Source organism: Amycolatopsis sacchari, assembly GCF_900114035.1.
GTDB classification, from domain to species: Bacteria; Actinomycetota; Actinomycetes; order Mycobacteriales; family Pseudonocardiaceae; genus Amycolatopsis_E; species Amycolatopsis_E sacchari.
This window is the reverse complement of the sequence record NZ_FORP01000039.1, coordinates 1-23267: the sequence shown is the minus strand read 5'-3', so window position 1 is coordinate 23267 and position 23267 is coordinate 1. Positions and strand designations below refer to the sequence as shown.

Sequence of the window (23267 nt, the reverse complement as noted above, 5' to 3'; positions counted from 1 at the left end):
TTCCGTCGCTCTCGTATGGGATCTGCCGATCCCGCACGGGGACGAAACCGCGCCGTCCGGCGCGTTCCGCGGTACCACCCCGCTTGCCCGCGCGTGCGCGCGAGCCGCTCGTTCGGCGGCTGTCACGGGCCGCACCCGTCCGGTTCTACTGGGACTCGCGTCCGTTCTTCCGGAGGCTCCCCGGTGATGGCCGGATCGACGCCTGTACGGGAAAAGGTTAGCGCACCGTGCACGCGGTTATCGCGATGGCCACCGCCCACGCGGCCGCGCCCAGCACGCCGACGACGTGCAGCCCGGACACGAACGCCGCGTGCCGCGCCGGTTCTCCTGCGACGGTGCCGAAAACCGCGACCCCGATCGCGCCGAACGCCTGCCGCGCGGTGTTGTTGACCCCGCTCGCCACCCCGGCCCGGCCCGCGGGCGCCCCGCCGACCGCGGCGGACACGACGGCGGTCGTCAGCAGGCCCATGCCTAGCCCGAGACCGAGCCACGTCGGCAGCACGGTGCCGTAGCCGGTGCCCTGGCCGACGCGCAGCAGGTTGAGCAGCGCGACCGCGCCGAGTGCGAGCCCGGCGAGCATCGGCACGCGCGGTCCCAGCCGCGCGGTGAGCCGCCCGGCGACCGGGCCGAGCAGGGACAGCGGCAGGAACCCGGGCAGCAGCCGCACGGCCGCGGCGAACGGCGGGTAGCCGAGCACGCCCTGCAGGTACAGCGTGAGCACGAGGATCGTGCCCAGCCCGACGAAGTTCATCGCGCCCGCGACGAGGTTCGCGCCGGTGAAGCGGGGCGAGCGCAGCAGCTCCGGCGGCAGCATCGGCTCGGCGGCGCGCCGCTCCACCACGACGAACACCGCGCCCGCGAGCACCGCCAGCACCCCGGCCGCGATCGCGTGCTCGATCACCGCGAACACCAGCGCCGCCAGGCAGACCGCGGCGCTGACCGCGCCCGCGAGGTCGATGCGCCTGCCGGTGCGCCCGCTGTCCGGCACGATCCGCAGCGCGGCGACGACCGCGAGTGCGGTGAGGGGCACGTTGAGCCAGAACAGCAGCCGCCAGCCCCCGGCCGTGAGCAGGGCGCCGCCGAGCACGGGGCCACCCGCGAGCGCGAGTGCCGAGACCCCGGCCCAGATCCCGAGCGCCCGCGCCTGTTCCCGTTGTCCCGGGTAGGCGTGCGTGAGGACGGCGAGCGTGCCGGGCAGGAGCAGCGCGGCGCCGACGCCCTGGAGCACGCGGAACCCGACGAGCACCACGCCGGTCGGCGCGAGCGCGCACCCGGCGGAGGCGAGCCCGAAACTCGCGAAGCCGGTCACGACGATCCGCCGGTGCCCCAGCACGTCGCCCAGCGCTCCTCCGGCCAGCAGCAGGGCGGCGAGCACGACGGCGTACCCGTCGACCACCCACTGCTGCGTGGGCAGGCCCGCGTGCAGCTGGGTGCCGATCGTCGGCAGGGCGACGTTGACCACGGTGACGTCGAGCTGCACCAGGAACATCCCGGCACACAGGGTGAGCAACAGCATGGCTCCAGGAAACCGCCGGAACGCTTCCGGTGGGGTGGAAGTGTCGCCGGGGCATCCTGGGGGCATGGGTGGAGATGCCGACATCGCACGGACGGCGGCGCTGTTCGCCGATCCGGCGCGGGTGCGCGTGCTGATGGCACTGGCGGACGGGCGGGCGCTGGCGGCGTCCGTGCTGGCGGCGGAGGCGGGGCTGTCGGCGCAGGGCACGAGCGCCCACCTGGCGCGGTTGCGCGAGGCGGAGCTCGTGGAGGTGGAGCAGTCGGGGCGGCACCGGTTCTACCGGCTGGCGGGGCCGCACGTGGCCGAGATCCTGGAGACGCTGGCGCGGAGTTCGCCGCCGCAGCCGGTGCGTTCGCTGAAGAGCGGCACGCGCGCCGAGGCGGTGCGGTTCGCCCGCACCTGCTACGACCACCTCGCGGGCAAACTGGGCGTGGCGATCACCGCGGCACTGCTGGAGCGCGGCGCACTACGCCGCACGGACGGCGACCCGACGACGGCCCGCCGCGCGGAGGACCGCCTGTCCGCGCCGATGGCCACCCACCCGTACGAACTGGGCCCCGCCGCGGAGCGGCTTTTCGGGACACTGGGCGTGGATCTCGGCGCGGCCTCCCGCGCCCGGCGGCCGTTGTTGCGCTTCTGCCTCGACTGGTCGGAGCAACGCCACCACCTGGCCGGCGCCCTGGGCGCGGCACTCACCACGGCCCTCACCGACCGGGGCTGGCTCGAACCCCGCGCCCGAGGCCACCGCGCGGTCCGCGTGACCCCCGCAGGCCGGGAACACTTGGCCGAACACCTCGGCGTGGCGCTGTAAAAGTCAGCGGGACAGCCGCCCGCGGCGGGCGCCCAGCACGGGACTCAGCGGGACTTTGCTACGGCCGCCTCGAACCCCCCTGCCCCAGGCACCGCCCAGTCCGCCTCAGCACCTCACTCCGAGAAATCAGCGCGGGCGCCCAGCACGGGACTCAGCGGGACTTGCTCGCCGACAGGAGTTTCGCGTCCGGGGTGCAGCGGACGCAGGGCGTGAAGCCCAGGTCGCGCGCTTCCTTCACCGAGATGGGGATCGTGTCGCGGTCGGCGAGCCACGTGCATTCCGCGACGTGGTAGCGCGGATACTCGTCCACCACCAGGACCTCGACGTCCAGCTTGGCGACCGCCTCGGCGTCCTCCGGGCTCGTCGGCTCCACGGCCGGATCGCCGGTCTGCACCACCGGGGTCTGCTCTTCGTCGAGTTCGCCGGTCACCCGCAGCAGCTCGGTCTCGTCCCCGGCCGGCTCCTCGACCTCATCGTCCGGATCCGGGGACTCCGACGGCTCAGGCTCCGACGGCTCCACGGCACGGGCCGGCCGCCGCCGGGCAGCACGCCGCCGCACGAAGTCGGCGACTAGGACCAGCCCGGCCAGCACCGACAACGCGATCGACGCCCAGGCCCACAGCGAACTCGCCGTGATCAGTGCCGTGACCAGCAGCCCGAGGGCCGCCAGGACCAGGATCAGAACGATGTAGAGCACGGTGAATTACAACACGGACCACGCCAGGAAACGGTTCCGGCCCTCTGCCCGCGAGAGCCGGAACCGATCCAGTGCGTGAGGGAGTCCGCGTCAGCCCGCCTCGGCGCGCGGCCCGAACGAGTAGCCCTGGCTGCCGCCGGAGCCCGATCCGGAACCGCTGGAGCTCGAGGACGCCGACGCCGGAGCCGCGGACCCGCGGTCGTCCAGCTCGCGCAGCTGCGATTCGAGGAAGCCGCGGAGCCTCGTCCGGTACTCGCGCTCGATCGTCCGCAGTTCCTCGATCTTCTTGCCGAGCGTGGTCTTCTCGGCGTTCATCGTGTTCATCGTCTCGGTGTACTTGCGCTGCGCCTCGCGTTCCATCGAGGTCGCCTTGTCGCGCGCCTGGCGCTCCAGGGTCTCCGCACGGGTCCGCGCGTCGTTCAGCATGGACTCGGCACGCGTGCGCGCCTCGTTGACCATGGAGTCCGACTTCGCGCGCGCGTCCGACAGCAGCTGCTCGGACTTCGCACGGGCCTCGGCCAGCATGCCGTCCGACTCGGTCTTGGCCTCGGCGGTCAGCCGGTCGGCCATCTCCTGCGCCAGCCCCAGCACCTTGGCGGCCTGCACGTTCGGCTCGCCCGCGTCGGCCATCGAGTGGGCCTGGGTCTGCTCCACGGGCGACGGCGGCGGCACCGGCGCCAGCCGGCGCGAGGTCTCCTGCACGCCGCTCCCGGCGCGGGCCGCGTCGAGGTCGCTGCGAGCCGACTCCAGCTCGGCGTCGAGCTGCTCGACCTGCTGCCGCAGCTCGTTGTTGTCCTCGATCAGCCGCGCCAGCTCGGTCTCCACCAGGTCGAGGAATGCATCCACCTCGTCCTCGTTGTAGCCCCGCTTGCCGATGGGTGGCTTGCTGAACGCGACGTTATGCACGTCAGCGGGGGTCAACGACATCAGATCACCTCACGCACTCCATGGCCTGCTCCGACATCCCCGGGCTTCCCCGATATCACCCGGGATACGCCAGTTGCATCAGTATGAACACAACCAACAGCAGCACCATAATCGATAAGTCCAGTCCGACGCCGCCAATGCGCACCATCGGGATGAGCCGCCGAACCAGCCGGACCGGCGGATCGGTCACTGTGTAGATGGTCTCGAGCGTCACCGCAACCCCGCCCGCCGGGCGCCACTCCCGCGCGAACGCTCGCACGAGTTCGACGACGACACGCGCCGTGAGCAGCAGCCAGAAGACGAAGAGCACGTAGTAGACGACAGTCCAGAGCACATCCACGCGTCCACTCTGCCACACCGGGCCCCGCCCCTCCGCACCCGAGACGTCCGAGTTGTCCAGGGGGCGTGACCCTACTGTGATTTATCCAACGCTATCACTCGAATGGGCTAAAGTTTCACTCTACGTCACGCGCTCGCTACGGTTTTGCCTACGCAGAGCGCACGGGGCTCACTCCAGTCAGTGACGAAGGAAGAGCCCGCCCTCGGCGATCCGGCGCCGGTCCTCCGCGCTCACTTCGACGTCCGGCGGGGACAGCAGGAACACCTTGTTCGTGACGCGGTCCATCGAGCCGCGGAGCGCGAACGCGAGCCCCGCCGCGAAGTCCACGAGACGGCGCGCGTCCGCGTTCTCCATCTCCGTCAGGTTGATGATCACGGGCGTGCCCTCGCGGTACGCCTCGCCGATCGCCCGCGCCTCCAGGTAGCTGCTGGGGTGCAGGGTGGTGATCTTGCTCAGCGGGTCGCGCTGGGGCGCCCGAGGCGCCTCGGGGACGGGCCGCAGCCGGGCCACCGGCTCCGGCTGGCGCTCCACGGCGAGTGCGCCGTGCACCGCGGGCTCACGCCCGTGAGACCGGCCCAGTGGCTCGTCTTCGTAGTCGGAGCGGTACCGTCGACGCGAGCGCGCGGGTGGCTCCTCCTCGTACCGGTCGTCGTAGGAGTCGTCAGCGAAGTCCTGCCGGTAGTCGTCGTTGTCGTCGTACCGGTCGTAGGAGTCGTAACCGTCTTCGTCGGCCGGGATCATGCCGAAGTAGGCCTTCAGCTTGTTAAGCGCACTCATGCCTCTCCCTAGCCGCTCCCTCACTCGATTACCCGGAGATCATCGCGCACTTCCGGGTGATCCGCTTGCGATCGAGGCTAAACCGCGGCCACCGAGCAACGCGGTTCCGACACGCACACAGGTCGAACCGTGCGCGATCGCCTGCTCCAGATCGCCGCTCATGCCCGCGGACAGCTCAGTGGCTCCCGGGTGGTCGCGACGGAGCTTTTCCGCAGCGAGAGCCAGCTTTTCGAAGGCCGGTGCGGGGTCGGCGCCCAGCGGCGCCACGGCCATCACGCCCCGCAGCCGCAACCCACCCGTCCGGGCGATGTAGGCCGCCAGTTCGCCGAGTTCCGGAAGCGGACAGCCACCACGCGCCGGGTCGCCGTCGATGCTCGCCTGCACGAGCACGTCCAGCTTCGGGCGGCCTTCGGCGAGCACCGCCTTGTCGAGCGCGGCGGCCAGCCGGACGGAGTCCACGGACTGCACCTCGTCGGCCCAGCGCACGACGGAACGCGCCTTGTTGCGCTGCAGCCGGCCCACCATGTGCCAGCGGATCCCCGCCTCCGGCCGCAGCCGCGCGACCTCGGCGGCCTTCGCGCCCGCCTCCTGGTCGCGGTTCTCGGCGAGGTCGGTGAGCCCGAGGTCGGTCAGCAACGCGGCGTCGGACGCGGGGAACGTCTTCGTGACGGCGAGCAGCCGCACCTCCTCGCGGGCGCGTCCCGCCGCCTCACACGCCTTCCGGACGCGCGCCTCGACCTGCTCCAGTGCCTTCGCCAGCTGCTCTTTGCGTTCCCCGCTCACGGACGTTCCCACTCCCCTCGTTCCTCGGTCCGCGGCAACGTCCGCGAGGCACGAGCGCGCTGTACCAATCGGAGCGACTCCTCCCTCCGGTCGTCGTCGCTCATTCTTCGATCCACGTCAGTGCCGCGATCCGGCCCGTGGTGCCGTCGCGGCGGTAGCTGAACAACGTCTTGTCCTCGAACGTGCAGCGCGGATCGACGCCGATCTTGCCGACACCCGCCTCGGCGAGCTGGTGCCACAGCCCCGCACGCAGGTCCAGACCCGGCGTGCCCTTGCGGGTCTTGGTCGCGCTGCCGGGCAGGTGCTTCTCGACGTCACGCGCCATGTCGGCGGGCACCTCGTAGTCCTCGCCGCAGATGGCAGGGCCGAGCAGGACCTCGATCCGCTCCGGGCGCGCGCCCAGTTCCGTCATCACCTTGAGCGTCGCCGGGACCACCCCCACGCGCGCGCCCACGCGGCCCGCGTGCACGGCCGCCACGACGCCGGCCTCGGCGTCACCCAGCAGCACCGGCACGCAGTCGGCGACGAGCACCGCCACGGCGACGCCGGGGGTGGCGGTCACGAGCCCGTCGGTCGCCTCGGCCGGGCCGTCCTCGGTGCCGTCGACAACCGTGACGGTGCGCCCGTGCACCTGTTCCATCCAGGCGATCCTGTCCAGCCCCAGCTCGTCGGCCAGCCGCTTGCGGTTGGCCGCCACGGCGGCGGAGTCGTCGCCGACGTGGTCGCCGAGGTTGAAGGATTCGTAGTTGCCTGCCGACGACCCGCCTGCCCGGGTCGTCACCACCCGTCGAATGCGCACGTCTCCACCTTCCCAGAAACGGGCGCGGAGGTCAGCGGCGCATGAACGGCGGAACGTCGACCTCGTCGTCGGTGGGGTCGTCGGTGACCGGCACGGCGCGGCCCGGCAGGCTGCCCTGCCCGTTGCGCGGCGCCGGGTACGCGCCGCGGGATCCGGTGCCGGGCTGCGGGAGCGACGGCGACTGCGGCGGAGGCGGGTACGACGAGGGCGTCGAGGTGCGCGGCGGCGGGAAGGCACCCGAGGCGGGCGGCGGCGGGCTCGACGGGGTGGGCGGCGTGCGCACCTGCCCCGCCTCGGCCGACGCCGTCGTGGTCGACGGGCGCGAGCCCACGGCGGGCGGTTCGAGCTTCTTGTGCGTCGGGGCGCCGGCGTCGAACCCGGCGGCGATGACGGTCACCCGCACCTCGTCGCCGAGCGAGTCGTCGATGATCGTCCCGAAGATGATGTTGGCGTCGGGGTGCGCGGCCTCCTGGACCAGCGAGGCGGCCTCGTTGATCTCGAACAGGCCGAGGTCGGAGCCGCCCGCGATGGACAGCAGCGCGCCGTGCGCCCCCTCCATCGAGGCCTCCAGCAGCGGCGAGTTGATCGCCTTCTCGGCGGCCTGCACCGCCCGGCCCTCGCCGCGCGCGGAACCGATGCCCATCAGCGCGCTGCCCGCGCCCGACATGACCGACTTGACGTCGGCGAAGTCCAGGTTGATCAGACCGGGCGTGGTGATGAGGTCGGTGATGCCCTGGACACCGGAGAGCAGCACCTCGTCGGCCGAGCGGAACGCGTCCATCAGGCTGACGCCGATGTCGCCGAGCTGCAGCAGCCGGTCGTTGGGGATGACGATCAGGGTGTCGCACTCGTTGCGCAGCGCCTGGATGCCGTCCTCGGCCTGCTTGCCGCGCCGCTTGCCCTCGAAGGTGAACGGGCGCGTGACCACGCCGATCGTGAGCGCCCCGAGCTTCCGCGCGATCGAGGCGACGACCGGTGCGCCACCGGTGCCGGTGCCACCGCCCTCGCCCGCGGTCACGAAGACCATGTCGGCGCCCTTGAGCACCTCCTCGATCTCCTCGCGGTGGTCCTCGGCCGCCTTGTGCCCCACCTCGGGGTTGGCGCCCGCGCCGAGGCCACGGGTCAGCTCGCGGCCGATGTCGAGCTTGACATCGGCGTCGGACATCAGCAGTGCCTGCGCGTCGGTGTTCACCGCGATGAACTCGACACCCTTGAGGCCGACCTCGATCATGCGGTTCACGGCGTTGACACCGCCACCGCCGATGCCGACGACCTTGATCACCGCGAGGTAGTTGTGCGGGGGCGTCATCGGGTCCGCCTTCCTGATCGTGAGTACTCGTACCGCTCGCCGGAGTGGCACAACCGTAAACCTCAAGTTGAGACTTAGAGTTATGTCAACTTCTGGCTTGGTGCAGGACGGTAGGGATCAGGCAGGCCGGAATCCAGCAGCCACGCCGCGTGTCGCGCAAGGCGGTGCAAAATCACCGGACCGCCAACACTTTTCTCCCCACACCGGGTGGCGTCAAGGAGCCCGCCCCGGAGTTGGGTGAGCATGCCGTCGCCTGACCGCAGTCGAGGCATTCTTTCTTTTTCCCTGGTCCCGCCTCGTGCCTGGGTACCGGGGTCCACCGGCGCCGGCGCGCCTGCTGAGCGGCGGGAAGGGAGCGTCCTCAAGAGACGGTCGGCAGGTCCGGGCTCGCCACGTCGTAGGTGTGGCCTTCCCTGGTCAGCAGCACCGTCAGGACCTTCATCTTCCGGTCCGGGTCGTCCGCGCTGCCCCAGCGCACCACCTTGCCGTTGGCCAGGGTGAACTCCACGCCGCCCGGGGTCTGCGCCCGCACGACCGTCACCTGGTCCTTCAGCGGCTGCGGGAGGCTCGCCAGCACCGCCACGACCGAGCGCGTTACCGCGTCGTCCGGGGCGACGTTGAGCAGGCTCAGCTCGGGCAGCTTCTCCGGCTTGTTCTGCACGGTCTTGTAATCCAGGCCGGTGCTGTCCACCAGGTGCACGCCACCGTCCCGGCTGAACCAGCCCACCGGCGTCCGCTCGGTCACCGCGATTTCGACCGTCGAGGGCCAGGACCGCGACACGTCCACCGTCGCCACGCCCGGGAGCTTCAGCACCCGGGCGGCGATGGCATCGGTGTCGACGAACATCATCGGTTTGCGGTCGGGCACGTCCGCCGCCGCGAGGACCTGGTCCGCGGGCACCGTCTTGGCGCCCTCCACCTCCACCGAGCGGACGCCCAGCAACGACGTGAAGAGCACCAGGTACACCACGGTGATCACGGTGAGCACCGTCAGCAGCGCGACCCACCGCCGCCGCAGCGCCCGGCGCCTGCTGACGCCCGTGCCGGTGCGGTTGCGCGCGGTCAGCGGACGGCGGCCCCGGTGGCTGCGCACCGGCCTGCCGGTCGTCCGCCGCGCCGACGGCCTCCGCCGCTGCACCCGCGTCGTCATGCCCGCCGGTCCAGCTCCGCCAGGATCTCCGGACCGAGCTGCGTCACGTCCCCGGCGCCCATCGTCACCAGCAGGTCACCCGGCTTCACCAGGTCCGCCGCCAGCGGCACCACGCGGTCGAACGCCGGCTCGTAGTGCACGCCCGCACCGGTGATCCGGTCCGCGATCAACGCGCCCGACACGCCCGGCTGCGGCTCCTCGCGCGCGCCGTACACGTCCAGCACCACGACCTCGTCCGCCAGCGACAGCGCCTGCGCGAACTCCGCCGCGAACGTCTTCGTGCGCGAGTACAGGTGCGGCTGGAACACCACGACCACCCGGCCGCTGCCCGCCGCGTGCCGCACCGCCCGCAGCTGCGCCGCGACCTCCGTCGGGTGGTGGGCGTAGTCGTCGTACACCCGCACGTCCCCGGCACGGCCCTTGAACTCGAACCGCCGCCGCACCCCGCCGAACGCGCCGAGCCCCTCGGCCAGCCCGTCGACGGGCGCGCCCAGCTCGATCCCGGCCAGCAGCGCGGCCACCGCGTTGAGCGCCATGTGCTCGCCCGGCACCGCGACCGGCACGAGGATTTCCTCGCCCCGCAGGGAGATCCGGACCATGCCGCCGGTGTCGGTCGCCCGGTAGTCCAGCACGCGCGCGTCGTCCTCGCCGGTGACCGTGCGGCCGTACCGCTGCACGCGCATGCCCGCCTGCTCGCCCAGCGCGCTCGCCGCCGCGTCGTCCCCGCACACGATCAGCAGCCCGTCCGGCTGGATGCGCTTCACGAACTCCGTGAACACCGCCGTGTAGGCCTCGGGTGTGCCGTGGTGGTCGAGGTGATCGGGCTCCACATTGGTCACCACGGCCACCGAAGGCGAATACGTCAGGAACGAACCGTCGCTCTCGTCCGCCTCCGCGACGAAGATCCCGCCCTCGCCGTGGTGCGCGTTCGCGCCGGACTCGTTGAGGTCACCGCCGATCGCGAACGACGGGTCGAGGCGGCAGTGCTGCAACGCGACCGTCAGCATCGACGTCGTCGACGTCTTCCCGTGGGTACCGGCGATGCACGCGACCCGGTGCCCCTCCATCAGCAACGCGAGCGCCTGCGCCCGGTGCAGCACCGGGATCCCGCGCTCGCGCGCCGCCGCCAGCTCCGGGTTCGTCTCCTTGATGGCCGTGGACACCACGACCGCGCTCGGCTCACCGAGGTTCTCCGCGCGCTGCCCGATCTCGATCCGGGCGCCCTGCGCACGCAGGCTGAGGAACGCCCGCGAGTCCTTGGCGTCCGAACCGGACACCTTCGCGCCGCGCGCCAGCAGGATCCGGGCGATCCCGCTCATGCCCGCGCCGCCGATGCCGATCAGGTGCGCGCGCTCCAGCTGCGGGGGAACGCTCATTCCGCCACCTCCAGCACGATCCGCGCCAGCACCTCGTCGGCCTCGCGGTGGCCCATGCCGACCGCCGCCGCGCCCATCTTCGCCAGCTCGGCCGGATCGGTCAGCCGCGGGACGACCAGCTCGGCCACCTTCGCCGGGGTCAGCTCCGCGTCCGGTACCAGCAGCGCGGCACCGGCGTCCACCGCGGGCTTGGCGTTGGTCGCCTGCTCGCCGTTGCCGATCGGCAGCGGCACGAACACCGCGGGCAGGCCGACGGCCGACACCTCGGCCACCGTCATCGCGCCCGAACGGCACAGCACCATGTCCGCCGCCGCGTATGCCAGGTCCATCCGCTCCAGGTACGGCACCGGCACGTACGACGGGCGGCCGGGAAACTCCTGCACGGCGAGCGTGTTCTTCGGGCCGTGCGCGTGCAGCACGCCGATCCCGGCGTCGGCGAGGTCCTTCGCCGCACCGGAAACCGCGTTGTTGATCGACCGCGCGCCCTGCGAACCGCCGAACACCAGCAGCGTCGGCGCGTCCGGGTCGAGGTCGAAGTGCTTGCGGGCCTCGGCCCGCAGCGCGGCGCGGTCCAGCGACGTGATGGACCGGCGCAGCGGGATGCCGATCACCTCGGCGCCCGGCAGCGGCGTGCCCGGCACGGCCACGGCGACGCGGGCGGCGAACCGCGCGCCCACCCGGTTCGCCAGGCCCGGCGACTGGTTGGCCTCGTGCACGACGATCGGCACCCGCCCGCGCGCCGCGAAGTACGCGGGCAGCGAGACGTAGCCGCCGAAACCGACCACGACGTCCGCGCCGACCCGGTCCAGCACCGCGCGCGCCTGCTTCACCGAGTCGCGGACCTTCAGCGGCAGGCGCAGCAGGTCGGCGGTCGGCTTGCGCGGCAGCGGCACCGGCGGGATCAGCTCCAGCGGGTACCCCCGCCGGGGGATGAGTTCGTTCTCCAGGCCCTTCGGGGTGCCGAGGGCGACGACGGTGGCGTCGGGCCGCAGGCGCTTCACCGCGTCGGCGAGCGCCATCGCGGGCTCGATGTGTCCGGCGGTGCCGCCACCCGCCACGACGACGGTGGGGGCCCGCCCGCTCACGGCTTTGCTCACGTGGTTCCTCTTCGCGTCGAACGTCTACCGTAGTCCCGCGCCGCGCGCCGCCGCTCCGCCGGCTGGGCAGAACGGGTCCGGCGCGCGGACGGCCGGGCCCCCCGGGAGGCCGTGGCGCGTCCGCTGCCTCGCCGCCGGGTGGGTGGGCGGTAGACGTCGGGCGCGGGCAACCGCAGGAGGCGACCGAATTTACCCGGTCCCTGCGAACGCAGTGCGGCGACCGACTCGGGTTCGTGCCTCGCCGCGTTCGCGAGCACGCCCATGAGGAACATCGTGACCCAGATCGAGGTGCCGCCGGCCGAGATCAGCGGCAGCGTGACACCCGTGACCGGCAGCAGCCCGACCACGTACCCGATGTTGATCCCGGCCTGCGACACGGTGAACACGGTCAGCGTGCCCGCCACGATGCGGATCCACGGGTCGAGGTTGCGGGTGGCGATGCGCAGCCCGACGATGGTCAGCCCGACGAACAGCCCGATCACCACGACGCAGCCGACGAAACCGAGCTCCTCGCCGATCACGGCGAAGATGAAGTCGTTCTGCACGTTGGGCAGGTACGCCCACTTCGACGGGCCCTGCCCCAGCCCCTTGCCGAACAGCCCGCCGTCGGCGAGCGCGTACTTGGCCTGCGTGGCCTGGTAGGCCGCGCCGCTGGTGTCGTTGGCGGGCGAGAGGAACGACAGCACGCGCGCGGCGCGGTAGCTCGCCGTCAGCGCCAGCACCACCACGCCCGCGATCCCGCCGGCGAACAGCACCGCGAACAACCGTTTCGGCGCCCCGGCGAACCACAGCAGCGACGCCAGCACCACGCCGAGCGTGATCGTGCCGGACAGGTTCGGCTGCGCCATCACGAGCGCGAACATCAGCAGCGCCACCGGCACCACCGGGACGAGCAGGTGCCGCCACTGGTGCAGCAGCCCGTACTTGGTGACCAGGACGTGCGCGCCCCACAGGGCGAGCGCGACCTTGGTGAACTCCACCGGCTGCACCGAGAACGAGCCGATCACGAACCAGCGCTGCGCGCCGCCGCCCGCCGAGCCCAGCGGCGTCAGCACGAGCGCGAGCATGCCGAGGCAGACCAGCACCGCCATCGACGACAGCGCGCGGATGCGCTTGAGCGGCAGCCGCAGGCCCACGTAGAACACGACCGAGCCGGACAGCACGAACACCAGGTGCTTCTTGAACAGCGAGTACACGCCCGAGCCGGTGGCCGGGTCGACCGACGCGACCGAGGACGCCGACAGCACCATCACGATGCCGATCGACGTCAGCAACCCGGTCAGCGCGAGCACCAGGTGGAAGTCGGCCAGCGGGCGCGACAGCCACGCCGTCAGCGCCGTGTAGACCGTGCCGATCCGGCGCTCCGGCCGTTCCCGGCGCGGCTCCTCCGCCTGGGGTCTGTCTTCGAGCGCCGTCATCCACGCCGCCGCGGGAGTTCACGCACCGCCTCAGCGAAGGCGTTCCCACGGTGGGCGTAGTCCCGGAACAGGTCCATCGATGCCGCTGCCGGTGCCAGCAGCACGACGTCACCGGGACGTGCCAGCACTCGGGCCGCCTCTACCGCCGCACTCATGGGTTCATCGTGACCCGGCGGGACGGTCCGGACGGGGACATTCGGCGCGTGTCGCGCGAGAGCGGCGGCGATCACCCCGGAATCGGTACCCAGGAGCACCGCCCCGCGCAGCCGGTCGGCGACGGCGGCGACGAGGTCGTCGACGTGCGCGCCCTTGAGCAGCCCGCCCGCGATCCAGACGACGCCGGGGTGCGCGAGCAGCGAACCCGCCGCGGCGTGCGGGTTGGTGGCCTTGGAGTCGTTGATGTAGCGGACGCCGTCGACCTCGCCGACCTCGACCGCGCGGTGCGCACCGGGCTGGAACTCCCGCAGCCCCTTCGCGACCGCCTCGGTGCTCACGCCGTACGCGCGGGCGAGCGCGGCGGCCGCGAGCGCGTTGGCGACGTTGTGCGGTCCGGCGGGGCGCACGTCGGAGACCGTGCACAGCTCCTCGGCGCTCGTCGCTGGGTCGAGCACGTACGCGCGGTCGATCAGCAGGTCCTCGACCAGGCCCAGCTCCCCCGGCGCGGGGGTGTCCAGGCGGAAGCCGACGTGCCGCGCGGACTCGTTCGCGGCGGCCAGGCGCGTGGACCACGCGTCGTCGGCGTTGTGCACGACGACCTCGGCGCGCTCCAGCAGCTTGCCCTTGTCGGCCGCGTAGGCCTCCATCGAGCCGTGCCAGTCCAGGTGGTCCTCGGCGAGGTTGAGCACGACGGCGGCCCGCGGGGCGAGCGTGTTCGACCAGTGCAGCTGGAAGCTCGACAGCTCCACGGCGAGCACCTCGTACCCGCCCTGGACGGCGTCGAGCACGGCGTAACCGACGTTGCCGCAGGCGATCGCGTTGTGCCCGGACGCACGCAGGATGGACTCCAGCATGCCGACGGTCGTGGTCTTGCCGTTGGTGCCCGTGACCGCGAGCCACACGGGCGGCTTTTCCCGCGTCTGCCCCAGCCGCCAGGCGAGTTCGACGTCACCGATCACCTCGATGCCCGCCTCCGCGGCGGCCACGAGCAGCGGCGACGTGGGCCGCCAGCCGGGGCTGGTGACCACGAGGTCCACGTCGGCGGGCGGCTCCGCCAGGCTCAGCGCGGTCCCCGCGCCGGTGCCCTCGAACTCGGCCAGCCGCGCGGCGTCGCCGTCGGTGACGGTGACGCGCGCCCCCAGCTCCAGCAAGACGGGCACCGCCGAGCGCCCGGTCACCCCGGCACCCGCGACGAGGACGTGACGTCCGGCGAACACGCTCAGCCTCCCGCGCTCAGCTGTTCGCTGTAGAAGAGCCCGAGGCCGAACATGCAGCAGATCGCCGCGAGCAGCCAGAACCGGATGATCACCGTGGTTTCCGCCCACCCGGCGAGTTCGAAGTGGTGGTGGAACGGCGCCATCCGGAACAGCCGCCGCCGCGTGGTGCGGAACACCGCGATCTGCAGCACCACCGAGATCATCTCGACCATGAACAGGCCACCGATGACGATCGCGAGCAGCTCGGTGCGCGTCGTGATCGACAGGCCCGCCACCAGGCCGCCCAGCGCGAGCGAGCCGGTGTCGCCCATGAAGATCTTCGCCGGGGCCGCGTTCCACCACAGGAAGCCGATGCACGCCCCGGCCGCCGCCGCGGCGACCACCGCCAGGTCCAGCGGGTCGCGCACGTCGTAACAGGCCGCCTGCGGGGTGTTCACGCACGACAGCCGCTCCTGCCAGAACGCGATCACGACGTAGGTCGCCAGCACCATCGCCGACACGCCGCCGGCGAGCCCGTCCAGGCCGTCGGTGAAGTTCACGGCGTTGGACCAGCCGGAGACCACGATGTAGACGAACACCACGAACAGCACCGACGGGAACGTGATCAGCGCCAGGTCGCGCACGTACGACAGGTTCCGCGAGGCCGGGGTGAGCCCGTACTTGTCGGCGAAGTTGAGCACCAGGATGCCGAAGGCGACCGCGACGACGAGCTGGCCCACCAGCTTCGCGGTCTTGTTCAGGCCGAGGTTGCGCTGCTTGCGGATCTTGATGAAGTCGTCGAGGAACCCGACGACGCCCAGCCCCACCGCCAGGAACAGCACCAGCAGGCCGGACACCGAGGGCCGCTGCCAGTTGATCAGGTGGGCCAGGAAGTACCCGGCCAGCATCGCGAGGATGATCGCGACGCCGCCCATCGTGGGCGTGCCGCGCTTGGACTTGTGCCCCTGCGGGCCCTCCTCACGGATCTCCTGACCGAACCCCTGCCGGGAGAACACCCGGATCAGGTACGGGGTGAGCAGAATGGAGACCAGGAGCCCGATCCCCGCGGCGACCAGAATGCTGATCACGCAACACCATCCTCGAGCAGCGCGTTCGCCACCCGCCAGAGCTGGGCGAAGTTGGAAGCCTTGACGAGCACGACGTCACCGGGTTCGAGCTGCTCGCGCAGCAGCGCGATCGCGGCATCGGTGTCGGGCACCAGCACGGACTCCTCTCCCCAGGAGCCCTCGTGACTGGCGCCCTGGTGCATGGGGGCCGCACCTTCTCCGACGACCACCAGCTTGCCGATGTTGAGCCGGACCGCGAGGCGGCCGATCTCGTCGTGCGCGGACACGCTATCGGCACCCAGTTCGCCCATCTCACCGAGGACCGCCCAAGATCGCTTTCCGCGGCTCATCGAGGCGAGCGCCTTGAGCGCGGCGCGCATGGACTCCGGGTTGGCGTTGTAGGAGTCGTTGAGGATCGTCACCCCGTCGGCCCGGGTGGTGACCTCCATCCGGCGCGCCGACCGGCGCTCCACAGTGGACAGCCGGGTGGCGATTTCGTCCACAGTGGAACCCAGCTCGAGCGCGACCGCGGCGGCGGACAACGCGTTGCCCACGTGGTGTTCCCCGTGCAGCTGCAGCTTCACCTCGGCCGAGCCCTGCGCGGTGACGAGGCGGAACGACGGCCGGGCCTGCTCGTCGAGCGCGATGTTCTCGGCCCGCACCTCGGCGTCGGGGTGCTCGCCGACACCGACGACACGCGCCTTGGTGCGGCTCTCCATCGCCGACACGAGCGGGTCGTCGCGGTTGAGCACCGCGACGCCGTCCTCCGGCAGCGCCTCGACCAGCTCGCCCTTCGCCTGCGCGATCGCCTCGCGCGAACCGAACTCGCTGACGTGCGCGGAACCGACGTTGAGCACGACGCCGATGCGGGGCGGCGCCGTCCGCGCCAGGTCCGCGATGTGGCCCACGCCGCGCGCGGACATCTCCAGCACCAGGTGCCGCGTGGACTCGTCGGCCCGCAGCGCCGTCCACGGGTGGCCCAGCTCGTTGTTGAACGAGCCGGGCGGCGCGACCGTGGGGCCCAGCGGTTCGAGCAACTGGGCGATGAGGTCCTTGGTGGACGTCTTGCCCGACGAGCCCGTCACGCCGACGACGGTGAGGCCCTTCGCGGACAGCTCCCGCACGACGTACCGGGCCAGTTTGGCGAGCCCCGCCAGCACGGCCGCGCCGGAGCCGTCGATGTCGCCGGTGAGGGCGACCGACCGCTCGTGGGCCTGCCCGGGCGGCAACGGCGGCACGACGACCGCGGGCACCCCGACCGGCCGTGCGGCGAGCACGCCCGCCGCGCCGGACTCGATGGCCTTCGCGGCGAAGTCGTGCCCGTCGACCTTCTCGCCGGGCAGCGCGACGAACAGGCCGCCGGGCGTGAGCTTGCGGGAGTCGAACTCGACGCTGCCGGTGACGACGGTGGCGCCGTCTCCGTCGTGCACCGTCCCTCCGACGATGCTGGCGATCTCCGCCAGGGTGAGCGAGATCAAGCGGATACTCCTGGTTGTCCCTCGAGCCGGTGCCGGATGGCGGCCGCCAGCTCCTCACGGTCGGAGAAGGGGTGCACCACGCCACCGGCCTCCTGGCCGGTCTCGTGCCCCTTCCCCGCGATCAGCACGACGTCGCCCGGCTCGGCGAGCTCGACCGCCTTGGTGATGGCGGCGCGCCGGTCGCCGATCTCCAGCACCCGGCAGCCCGCGCGGGCGGCGCGGGCACCGGTGAGCATCGCGGCGCGGATCAGCGCCGGGTCCTCCGAGCGCGGGTTGTCGTCGGTCACGATGAGCACCTCGCTGCGCCGCGCGGCGGCCTCCCCCATCAGCGGGCGCTTGGCGGTGTCGCGGTCGCCACCGCAGCCGAGCACGGTGATGATGCGGCCCTTGGTGCGGGCACGCAGCGCGTCGAGCGCCTCGGCGACCGCGGCCGGCTTGTGGGCGTAGTCCACGACGGCGGTGAAGCCCTGGCCGAGGTAGACCCGCTCCATGCGGCCCGGCACCTCGACGCTCGCGAGCCCCTTGACGATCTCGTCCAGCCCCACGCCGGTGGTGTCCAGGATCGCGGCCGCCAGCAGCGCGTTGGCGACGTTGAAGGTGCCAGGCAGGGGCAGCGTCGCGCGGGCGGTGCGGCCGTCGGGGCCCTGCAGGGTGAACGACTGCTCGCCGGTCGGCGTCGTGTCGATGTCGGCCGCCGTCCACGCGGCGTCCACGCCGGACTGGGTGGACACGGTGATCGTGTGCGATTTGACCAGAGCCTGGCCCCACGCGGTGTCGATGACGACGACCTCGGTGGCCGACCGGCCGTCGAACAGCAGCGACTTCGCCTCGAAGTACTCCTGCATGTCCTTGTGGAAGTCGAGGTGGTCCTGCGAGAGGTTGGTGAACGCGCCGACCGCGAACCGGGTGCCGTTGACGCGGCCCAGCGCGAGCGCGTGGCTGGAGACCTCCATCGGCACGTGCGTGACGCCGTGCTCGACCATCACCGCGAACAGCGCCTGCAGGTCCGGCGCCTCCGGCGTGGTGAAGGCGCTCGCGAGCCGCTCCCCCGCGATCCGGGTCTCGACGGTGCCGATGAGCCCCGTCGTGCGGCCGGCCGCCCGCAGCCCCGACTCGACGAGGTACGCCGTCGTGGTCTTGCCGGAGGTGCCGGTGACGCCCAGCACGGCCAGTTCCAGCGACGGTTCGCCGTAGATCCAGGCGGCGACCGAGCCGAGCACGCCACGCGGGTCGGGGTGCACCAGCACGGGGACACCGGCGTCGCGCAGCGCGGGCCGTTGTGCCCCCTCCTCGTCCGTCAGGACGGCGGCGGCGCCCGAGGCGAGCGCCTGTGCGGCGAAGTCCGCTCCGTGGGCCCTGGCGCCGGGCAGGGCGGCGAACAGGTCGCCGGGGAGGACGTGCTGGGCGCGCAGGGTGGCTCCGGTGACCGCCGTTTCGCCGGGCCAGGCCGCGGAATCCGCGATCAGCCGCGCGTCGGCGCGGGCGGCCAGCGTGGTGAGCGGAACCGGCTCGATCCGCGCGGGCCGCGGCGGCGCGACCGCCGCCTTGACCGGGCTGTCCGGGACCTGCCCCTCGTTGTTGACCGACACAGGCGGAAAGGTTACCGACGACGCGCGGCGGTTCCGTGAGCCGGTGGGGCTTGCGGCGGTGTTGGCGAGGGAAACAGGGGCGGCCGGGGCGGTCGAAGACCTGCCACTTCGTCGAGGAACAGGATTCACGCCGGAACAGATCCTGGGCGCGGTGTGCGAACTGACGGCTGGTTCGACCGCCTACAACGGGTCGTCCCAGCGGCGTGCCCGCGTGCAACCGTTGCTCGCGATTCCGGACGCCATCGAGCCGGCCGCGTCCCGGCGTCGTTTTCCGGGCAGCGCGGCACGCCCGCGTCGCCGGGGAGCGGCGCCGCGGGCGGTGGCACGAGCCTCACTGGTTGATCTGCAAGGGCATGTACGGCGTCGGCTCGGGGGAAAGCGGGATCTGGTACCGCTGCGTGAGGTACGAGGCCAGGTCGTGGAACAGCGGCGCCGCCGAGTGCCCAGCCGGCAGCGTCGTGTCCGGCGCGTCGAGCCGGATGCCGATCACGAAGCGCGGGTTGTCCGCGGGCAGCATGCCGGCGAACGTGATGTTGTAGAGCGAGTCGCTGTACGCGCCCGTCGCCGGGTTGACCTGTTGCGCCGTGCCGGTCTTGCCGGAGATCTGGTACCCCTCCAGCGCCGCCGTCGGCGCCGTGCCGCTGTTGCCGCTCTTCCCGCTCTGCGTGACCGCCCGCAGCATGTTCCGCACCGTCGTCGCGGTCTGCGGGCTCACCACCTGCACCGACTGCGGCGCCGGTTCCGGCACCACCGTCCCGTCCGGCCGGACCTCCTCCTTGACGATCCGCGGCTGCACGCGCAGCCCGTTGTTGGCGATCGCCTGGTACATCCCGGCCATCTGCACCACCGTCATCGACAGACCCTGGCCGATGGGCAGGTTGCCGAACGTCGTGCCGGTCCACGTGTTGCGCGGCGGCACCGAACCGCGGCTCTCGCCGGGCAGGCCCAGCCCCGTGCTCTGCCCGATGCCGAACTTCTGCAGGTACTGCATGTACCGGTCCGGTCCGACCTGCTGCGCCAGCAGCAGCGTCCCGACGTTCGACGACTTCGCGAAGATCCCCGTCGTGGTGAACTTGACCGTGCCGTGCGACCACGCGTCGTGGATGGTGTGGTCGGCCACCACCAGCGAGCCGGGCACGTCGTGCACCTGCTCGGGGGTGGTCACGCCGGTGTCGATCGCCGCCGTCGCGGTGATGACCTTGTTCACCGAACCGGGTTCGTACGGCGTGCTGACCGCTTCGAGGTTCAGCCCCGGGTCCGAGTAGGTCGACGGGTCGTTCGGGTTGAACGTGCGGTTGTCGGCGAGCGCGTAGATCTCGCCGGTCTTGGCGTCCATGATGACCGCGCTGCCGCCCTTCGCGTGCGACTTGGCGACGTAGTCCGCCAGCTGGCTCTGCAACGCGTACTGCACGTCGGAGTCCAGCGTCAGCACCAGGTCGTTGCCCGCGGTCGCGGGCTGCACGTCGCGCTCGGTGCCCGGGATGATCACGCTGTTGCTGCCCTGCGCGGTGTCCGCGACGTACTGCCCCGGCTTCCCCGCGAGGTCGCTGTCCCGCGTCATCTCCAGGCCCGCGATGCCGTGCAGGTTGTGCTTGGACACGTCCGGGTCGTCGGTGCGCCAGTTCGCCACCCCGACGACGTTGGCCGCCAGCGTGTCGCCCGGGTACTCGCGCGCGGCCTGCGTCTCGCTGCCGATCTCCGGGAACTTCCCGGTGATCTCCTCCGCGACCGACGGCTCGACGTCCTTGACCAGGTACGTGAAGTCCTGCTGCTTGTGGAAGTCGGCGAGCAGCTCGGCCTCGGTCACCTTGCCGGGCAGCTTCGCGGCCATGAACTTCGCGGCCGCCGCCGCGCGGGTCTCGAAGTTCTGCCCCAGCTGCGGGTTCTTCTGCGCGTACTCCGCCCAGTTCTTCCGCATGATCTTCAGGTTCACCGACAGCGCACGGGTTTCCACGCTGAACGCCAGCTTCACGCCGTTGCGGTCCTCGATGGCGCCGCGCTGCGCGGGGATCGTGATCGTCGTCGTGCGCTGGTTCTCCGCCTTCGCCGACAGCGCCTCGGCCTGGAACCCCTGCACCTGCACCAGTTTCAGGCCCGCGACCACGAGCACGCCGACGAGCACCACGCGCACCGCGACGTACCGGCCCTTGCCGGTGGCCGCCGCGGGCCTGCCCGCGACCTGGCGGACCCGCGCGGTGTACGTGCGCCGGCGGGACCGTCCCCGGTCCGGCATCACTGACCACCACCCTGCACGGCGGGCTGCTGCTGGTCGCCCTGCGCCACGTCACCCTCGATCGGGGCGGTGCCCGCCGGGTTCGCCGGGGGCGGGGTGGGCGTCGTGGTGGCGGGCGGGGCCTGGCCGACGGCCTTCTGCGGGGTGCCGACGACGGTGATCGAGCCGTCCGGGTTCAGCACGAGGTGCGCGGGGTTGCCCGCGGGCACCATGCCGAGCGCCTTGGCGCGCGCCGCCAGCGACGACGCCGACTCGGCCTTCGTCACGCCCTGCTGCAGCAGCTCCGACTGCTCGACGAGGTTCGCGTTCTCCTCGCGGATCTGCTCGAGCCGGTAGGAGTCCGCGATCGCCTGCGTCGACAGCAGCAGCGTGGTCGCCACACCCGCCGCCAGCAGCAGCATCACGATCAGCACGAACGACGCCCGGGAACGCGGCCAGCCCAGCCGCGGCCCGCGGCCCGGCTGCTTCCGCTCGGTCTCGCCGCGGCGCAACAGGTCGACGCGCTGGGCCCGGCGCGCGTACGCGCGCTCCGCGGCGCTCGTCCGCTGCCCGGTGCGCGAGGACCGGCGCTCGACGCGCGTGGCCTCCTTCGTCCCGGTCCGCGACGGCGTCTCGGCCGGCTTGCGCCGGGTCCGCGTGGGCGCTGTCATGTGCCCTCCCTGATGCGTTCCGCCGCGCGAAGCCGCACAGAGGCGGCGCGCGGGTTGTGCTCGGTCTCGGTTTCGTCGGCCTTCTCGGCCCCTCGGGTCAGCAGCTTCAGTTCCGGCCCGTGGCCGGGCAGTTCCACCGGCAGGCCCGGTGGTGTGCGGGAGCGCGCCAGCTCCGCGAACGCCTGCTTGACGATGCGGTCCTCCAGCGACTGGTAGGACTCCACGACGATGCGGCCGCCGACGGAAAGCGCTTTCAGGGCGGCGGGGACCGCGCGGCGCAGCACTTCCAGCTCGCCGTTGACCTCGATCCGGAGCGCCTGGAACGTGCGCTTCGCCGGATGGCCGCCGGTGCGCCTGCTCGCCGCGGGGACGGCGTCGTAGAGGAGCTTCACCAGCCGCTCGCTGCGGGTGAAGGGCTCGCGTTCCCGTTCCGCCACAACGGCTTTGACGATGCGCTGGGCGAACCGTTCCTCGCCGTAGTCACGCAGGATGCGCACCAGCTCGCCCGGCGGGTACGTGTTCAGCACGTCCGCCGCGGTCGGCCCGGTCGTCGGGTCCATGCGCATGTCCAGCGGTGCGTCGCGCGCGTAGGCGAAGCCGCGCTCGGCCCGGTCCAGCTGCATCGAGGACACGCCGAGGTCGAACAGCACACCGTCCACATGCGACAGCCCGCGCTCGGCCAGCACCTCGGGGAGCCGGTCGTACACGGCGTGTGCGAACTCGACGCGCTCGCCGTGACGGGCCAGGCGTTCGCGCGAACGCTCCAGCGCGTTGGGATCCCGGTCCAGCGCGATCAGGCGCAGCCGCGGGTGGGCGGACAACAGGGCGTCGGCGTGGCCGCCGAGGCCGACGGTCGCGTCGACGACGACGGCGGGGCGGTCGGCGAGCGCGGGGGCGAACAGGTCGAGCACACGCTCGAGCAGCACCGGCACGTGTTCGGCCACGACCACCCCCTCATCGCTGTACAGAAAACGGATGCCGTCAGGTCCCCGCCCGCCCGCTGAGGACCTGGTGCCGGGGAAGGTGCACCAGGGCCGCTGAGCGGACAGAGGCCTCACGGCATCCGAAGTCGAGTCGTCCTCGCCGGAACCCCCGCCCCCCGACGGCGTGGGTGCCGGCCTTCACCGCAACGTCGTCAGAACACGCCCGGCAGAACCTCTTCCTGCGCTTTCGCGTAGCTGTCCTCGTGCTCCTCCAGGTAGGTCTGCCACGCCTGCGCGTCCCAGATCTCCAGCCTGGTGATCGCACCGATCACCACACAGTCCTTGCTGAGCCCGGCGTAGCGCCGCAGCTCGGGCGCGATCGCGATGCGCCCCTGCCCGTCAGGGCGTTGCTCGTCCGTTCCGGCGAACAGGTAGCGCTGGTAGGCGCGAACCGCCTCGTTGGTGAACGGCGCTTCGGCGACCTTGCGGGCCATCTGCTCGAACTCGGCGCGCGGGAAGACGTAGAGACAGTGGTCCTGCCCCTTGGTGACCATGAGCCCACCTGCCAGCGCGTCGCGGAACTTCGCGGGCAGCGTGAGCCGCCCCTTGTCGTCCAGTTTCGGGGTGTGGGTACCGAGGAACACCGGCCCCACCTCCCACGGGGCCTCCCTTCCGCCCCACTGCGCACCACGGTACCCCACTTTTCACCACAGTCAACGCGGGCGATCCCCCCGTCCGAGCGAAAATCCCGGCGTTTCCGCAGGTGAGCGCCAGTGGGGCCAGGTGGGGGAAACGTGGGGGACGCCGCCGCCCCTCCCCCACGGCGGGGGTAGCGAGGGTCCCGACGGGCCCTCCGGAGGAGGCCGAGGGGGCGTGGTGGGGGTGCCGGGGTGGGTGGGGGTGGGGGAGGTGGGGACCGGTGGGGGTGCGGCGGTGGGGAGGGGTGGGGGCGGGCGTGGGGGGAGGGGGCCGGGG

The 23267-nt window shown here is 72.2% G+C and carries 21 protein-coding genes; 1 reads left to right on the top strand and 20 read right to left on the bottom strand.

Annotated elements, in window-relative coordinates; all coding sequences use genetic code 11:
- Nucleotides 1-217 precede the first annotated feature (217 nt).
- Nucleotides 218-1516: an MFS transporter gene (locus BMZ92_RS34635; RefSeq protein WP_091516573.1), complete on the bottom strand. Its 1299-nt coding sequence runs from the start codon at nt 1514-1516 to the stop codon at nt 218-220.
- A gap of 64 nt (nt 1517-1580) precedes the next feature.
- Here BMZ92_RS34635 and BMZ92_RS34630 point away from each other — a divergent pair, with 64 nt between their 5' ends.
- Nucleotides 1581-2327, top strand: coding sequence for an ArsR/SmtB family transcription factor (locus tag BMZ92_RS34630; protein ID WP_091516570.1), 747 nt, complete (start codon nt 1581-1583; stop codon nt 2325-2327).
- 151 nt (nt 2328-2478) lie between these two features.
- Here BMZ92_RS34630 and BMZ92_RS34625 read toward each other — a convergent pair whose 3' ends face one another.
- The 19 genes from BMZ92_RS34625 to mraZ form a co-directional block, all read right to left on the bottom strand.
- Nucleotides 2479-3024, bottom strand: a complete 546-nt coding sequence (locus BMZ92_RS34625) for a hypothetical protein (protein ID WP_091516569.1) — start codon at nt 3022-3024, stop codon at nt 2479-2481.
- Between the two features lie 90 nt (nt 3025-3114).
- A complete protein-coding gene (wag31, locus tag BMZ92_RS34620; RefSeq protein ID WP_091516567.1) occupies nt 3115-3951 on the bottom strand; it encodes a DivIVA-like cell division protein Wag31 in 837 nt (278 codons plus the stop codon).
- A 55-nt stretch (nt 3952-4006) separates the two neighbouring features.
- Complete coding sequence (locus tag BMZ92_RS34615) at nt 4007-4291, bottom strand: YggT family protein (RefSeq protein WP_177229006.1); 285 nt, start codon at nt 4289-4291, stop codon at nt 4007-4009.
- A 177-nt stretch (nt 4292-4468) separates the two neighbouring features.
- Complete coding sequence (locus BMZ92_RS34610) at nt 4469-5068, bottom strand: cell division protein SepF (protein ID WP_091516564.1); 600 nt, start codon at nt 5066-5068, stop codon at nt 4469-4471.
- A gap of 39 nt (nt 5069-5107) precedes the next feature.
- Complete coding sequence (locus BMZ92_RS34605) at nt 5108-5851, bottom strand: YggS family pyridoxal phosphate-dependent enzyme (RefSeq protein WP_091516628.1); 744 nt, start codon at nt 5849-5851, stop codon at nt 5108-5110.
- A gap of 100 nt (nt 5852-5951) precedes the next feature.
- On the bottom strand, nt 5952-6650 hold the full coding sequence (pgeF, locus tag BMZ92_RS34600; protein WP_091516561.1) for a peptidoglycan editing factor PgeF: 699 nt from the start codon (nt 6648-6650) through the stop codon (nt 5952-5954).
- Nucleotides 6651-6681: 31 nt separating this feature from the next.
- The gene (gene ftsZ, locus BMZ92_RS34595; RefSeq protein WP_091516558.1) at nt 6682-7959 is read right to left on the bottom strand and encodes a cell division protein FtsZ; all 1278 of its coding nucleotides are present in this window, start codon (nt 7957-7959) and stop codon (nt 6682-6684) included.
- 361 nt (nt 7960-8320) lie between these two features.
- Nucleotides 8321-9109: a cell division protein FtsQ/DivIB gene (locus tag BMZ92_RS34590; protein WP_091516555.1), complete on the bottom strand. Its 789-nt coding sequence runs from the start codon at nt 9107-9109 to the stop codon at nt 8321-8323.
- Complete coding sequence (gene murC / locus BMZ92_RS34585; RefSeq protein ID WP_091516552.1) at nt 9106-10485, bottom strand: UDP-N-acetylmuramate--L-alanine ligase; 1380 nt, start codon at nt 10483-10485, stop codon at nt 9106-9108. Before murC ends, BMZ92_RS34590 begins: the two co-directional genes overlap by 4 nt.
- Nucleotides 10482-11582: an undecaprenyldiphospho-muramoylpentapeptide beta-N-acetylglucosaminyltransferase gene (gene murG / locus BMZ92_RS34580; protein WP_091516551.1), complete on the bottom strand. Its 1101-nt coding sequence runs from the start codon at nt 11580-11582 to the stop codon at nt 10482-10484. The genes murC and murG overlap by 4 nt, the downstream gene beginning before the upstream one ends.
- Nucleotides 11579-13000, bottom strand: coding sequence for a putative lipid II flippase FtsW (ftsW, locus tag BMZ92_RS34575; RefSeq protein WP_091516548.1), 1422 nt, complete (start codon nt 12998-13000; stop codon nt 11579-11581). Before ftsW ends, murG begins: the two co-directional genes overlap by 4 nt.
- On the bottom strand, nt 12997-14373 hold the full coding sequence (murD, locus tag BMZ92_RS34570; RefSeq protein ID WP_245783429.1) for a UDP-N-acetylmuramoyl-L-alanine--D-glutamate ligase: 1377 nt from the start codon (nt 14371-14373) through the stop codon (nt 12997-12999). The genes ftsW and murD overlap by 4 nt, the downstream gene beginning before the upstream one ends.
- A 2-nt stretch (nt 14374-14375) precedes the next feature.
- On the bottom strand, nt 14376-15440 hold the full coding sequence (gene mraY / locus BMZ92_RS34565) for a phospho-N-acetylmuramoyl-pentapeptide-transferase (protein ID WP_091516546.1): 1065 nt from the start codon (nt 15438-15440) through the stop codon (nt 14376-14378).
- Nucleotides 15437-16897, bottom strand: a complete 1461-nt coding sequence (locus BMZ92_RS34560; RefSeq protein WP_091516543.1) for a UDP-N-acetylmuramoyl-tripeptide--D-alanyl-D-alanine ligase — start codon at nt 16895-16897, stop codon at nt 15437-15439. The genes mraY and BMZ92_RS34560 overlap by 4 nt, the downstream gene beginning before the upstream one ends.
- The gene (locus BMZ92_RS34555) at nt 16894-18486 is read right to left on the bottom strand and encodes a UDP-N-acetylmuramoyl-L-alanyl-D-glutamate--2,6-diaminopimelate ligase (protein WP_091516540.1); all 1593 of its coding nucleotides are present in this window, start codon (nt 18484-18486) and stop codon (nt 16894-16896) included. The genes BMZ92_RS34560 and BMZ92_RS34555 overlap by 4 nt, the downstream gene beginning before the upstream one ends.
- Before the next feature lie 331 nt (nt 18487-18817).
- A complete protein-coding gene (locus tag BMZ92_RS34550) occupies nt 18818-20719 on the bottom strand; it encodes a peptidoglycan D,D-transpeptidase FtsI family protein (protein ID WP_091516537.1) in 1902 nt (633 codons plus the stop codon).
- The gene (gene ftsL, locus BMZ92_RS34545) at nt 20719-21369 is read right to left on the bottom strand and encodes a cell division protein FtsL (protein WP_091516535.1); all 651 of its coding nucleotides are present in this window, start codon (nt 21367-21369) and stop codon (nt 20719-20721) included. The genes BMZ92_RS34550 and ftsL overlap by 1 nt, the downstream gene beginning before the upstream one ends.
- Nucleotides 21366-22319 (bottom strand): 16S rRNA (cytosine(1402)-N(4))-methyltransferase RsmH, encoded by a 954-nt coding sequence (rsmH, locus tag BMZ92_RS34540; protein WP_091516532.1) that lies wholly within the window; start codon nt 22317-22319, stop codon nt 21366-21368. Before rsmH ends, ftsL begins: the two co-directional genes overlap by 4 nt.
- A 185-nt stretch (nt 22320-22504) precedes the next feature.
- A complete protein-coding gene (gene mraZ, locus BMZ92_RS34535) occupies nt 22505-22936 on the bottom strand; it encodes a division/cell wall cluster transcriptional repressor MraZ (RefSeq protein ID WP_091516624.1) in 432 nt (143 codons plus the stop codon).
- Nucleotides 22937-23267 lie beyond the last annotated feature (331 nt).

Coding starts and splice junctions, on each gene's coding strand:
- BMZ92_RS34550 (WP_091516537.1), bottom strand. CDS start 20,719: ATGCCGGACCGGGGACGGTCCCGCCGGCGCACGTACACCGCGCGGGTC.
- BMZ92_RS34590 (WP_091516555.1), bottom strand. CDS start 9,109: ATGACGACGCGGGTGCAGCGGCGGAGGCCGTCGGCGCGGCGGACGACC.
- ftsZ (WP_091516558.1), bottom strand. CDS start 7,959: ATGACGCCCCCGCACAACTACCTCGCGGTGATCAAGGTCGTCGGCATC.
- BMZ92_RS34630 (WP_091516570.1), top strand. CDS start 1,581: ATGGGTGGAGATGCCGACATCGCACGGACGGCGGCGCTGTTCGCCGAT.
- murC (WP_091516552.1), bottom strand. CDS start 10,485: ATGAGCGTTCCCCCGCAGCTGGAGCGCGCGCACCTGATCGGCATCGGC.
- wag31 (WP_091516567.1), bottom strand. CDS start 3,951: ATGTCGTTGACCCCCGCTGACGTGCATAACGTCGCGTTCAGCAAGCCA.
- ftsL (WP_091516535.1), bottom strand. CDS start 21,369: ATGACAGCGCCCACGCGGACCCGGCGCAAGCCGGCCGAGACGCCGTCG.
- BMZ92_RS34610 (WP_091516564.1), bottom strand. CDS start 5,068: ATGAGTGCGCTTAACAAGCTGAAGGCCTACTTCGGCATGATCCCGGCC.
- BMZ92_RS34635 (WP_091516573.1), bottom strand. CDS start 1,516: ATGCTGTTGCTCACCCTGTGTGCCGGGATGTTCCTGGTGCAGCTCGAC.
- ftsW (WP_091516548.1), bottom strand. CDS start 13,000: ATGACGGCGCTCGAAGACAGACCCCAGGCGGAGGAGCCGCGCCGGGAA.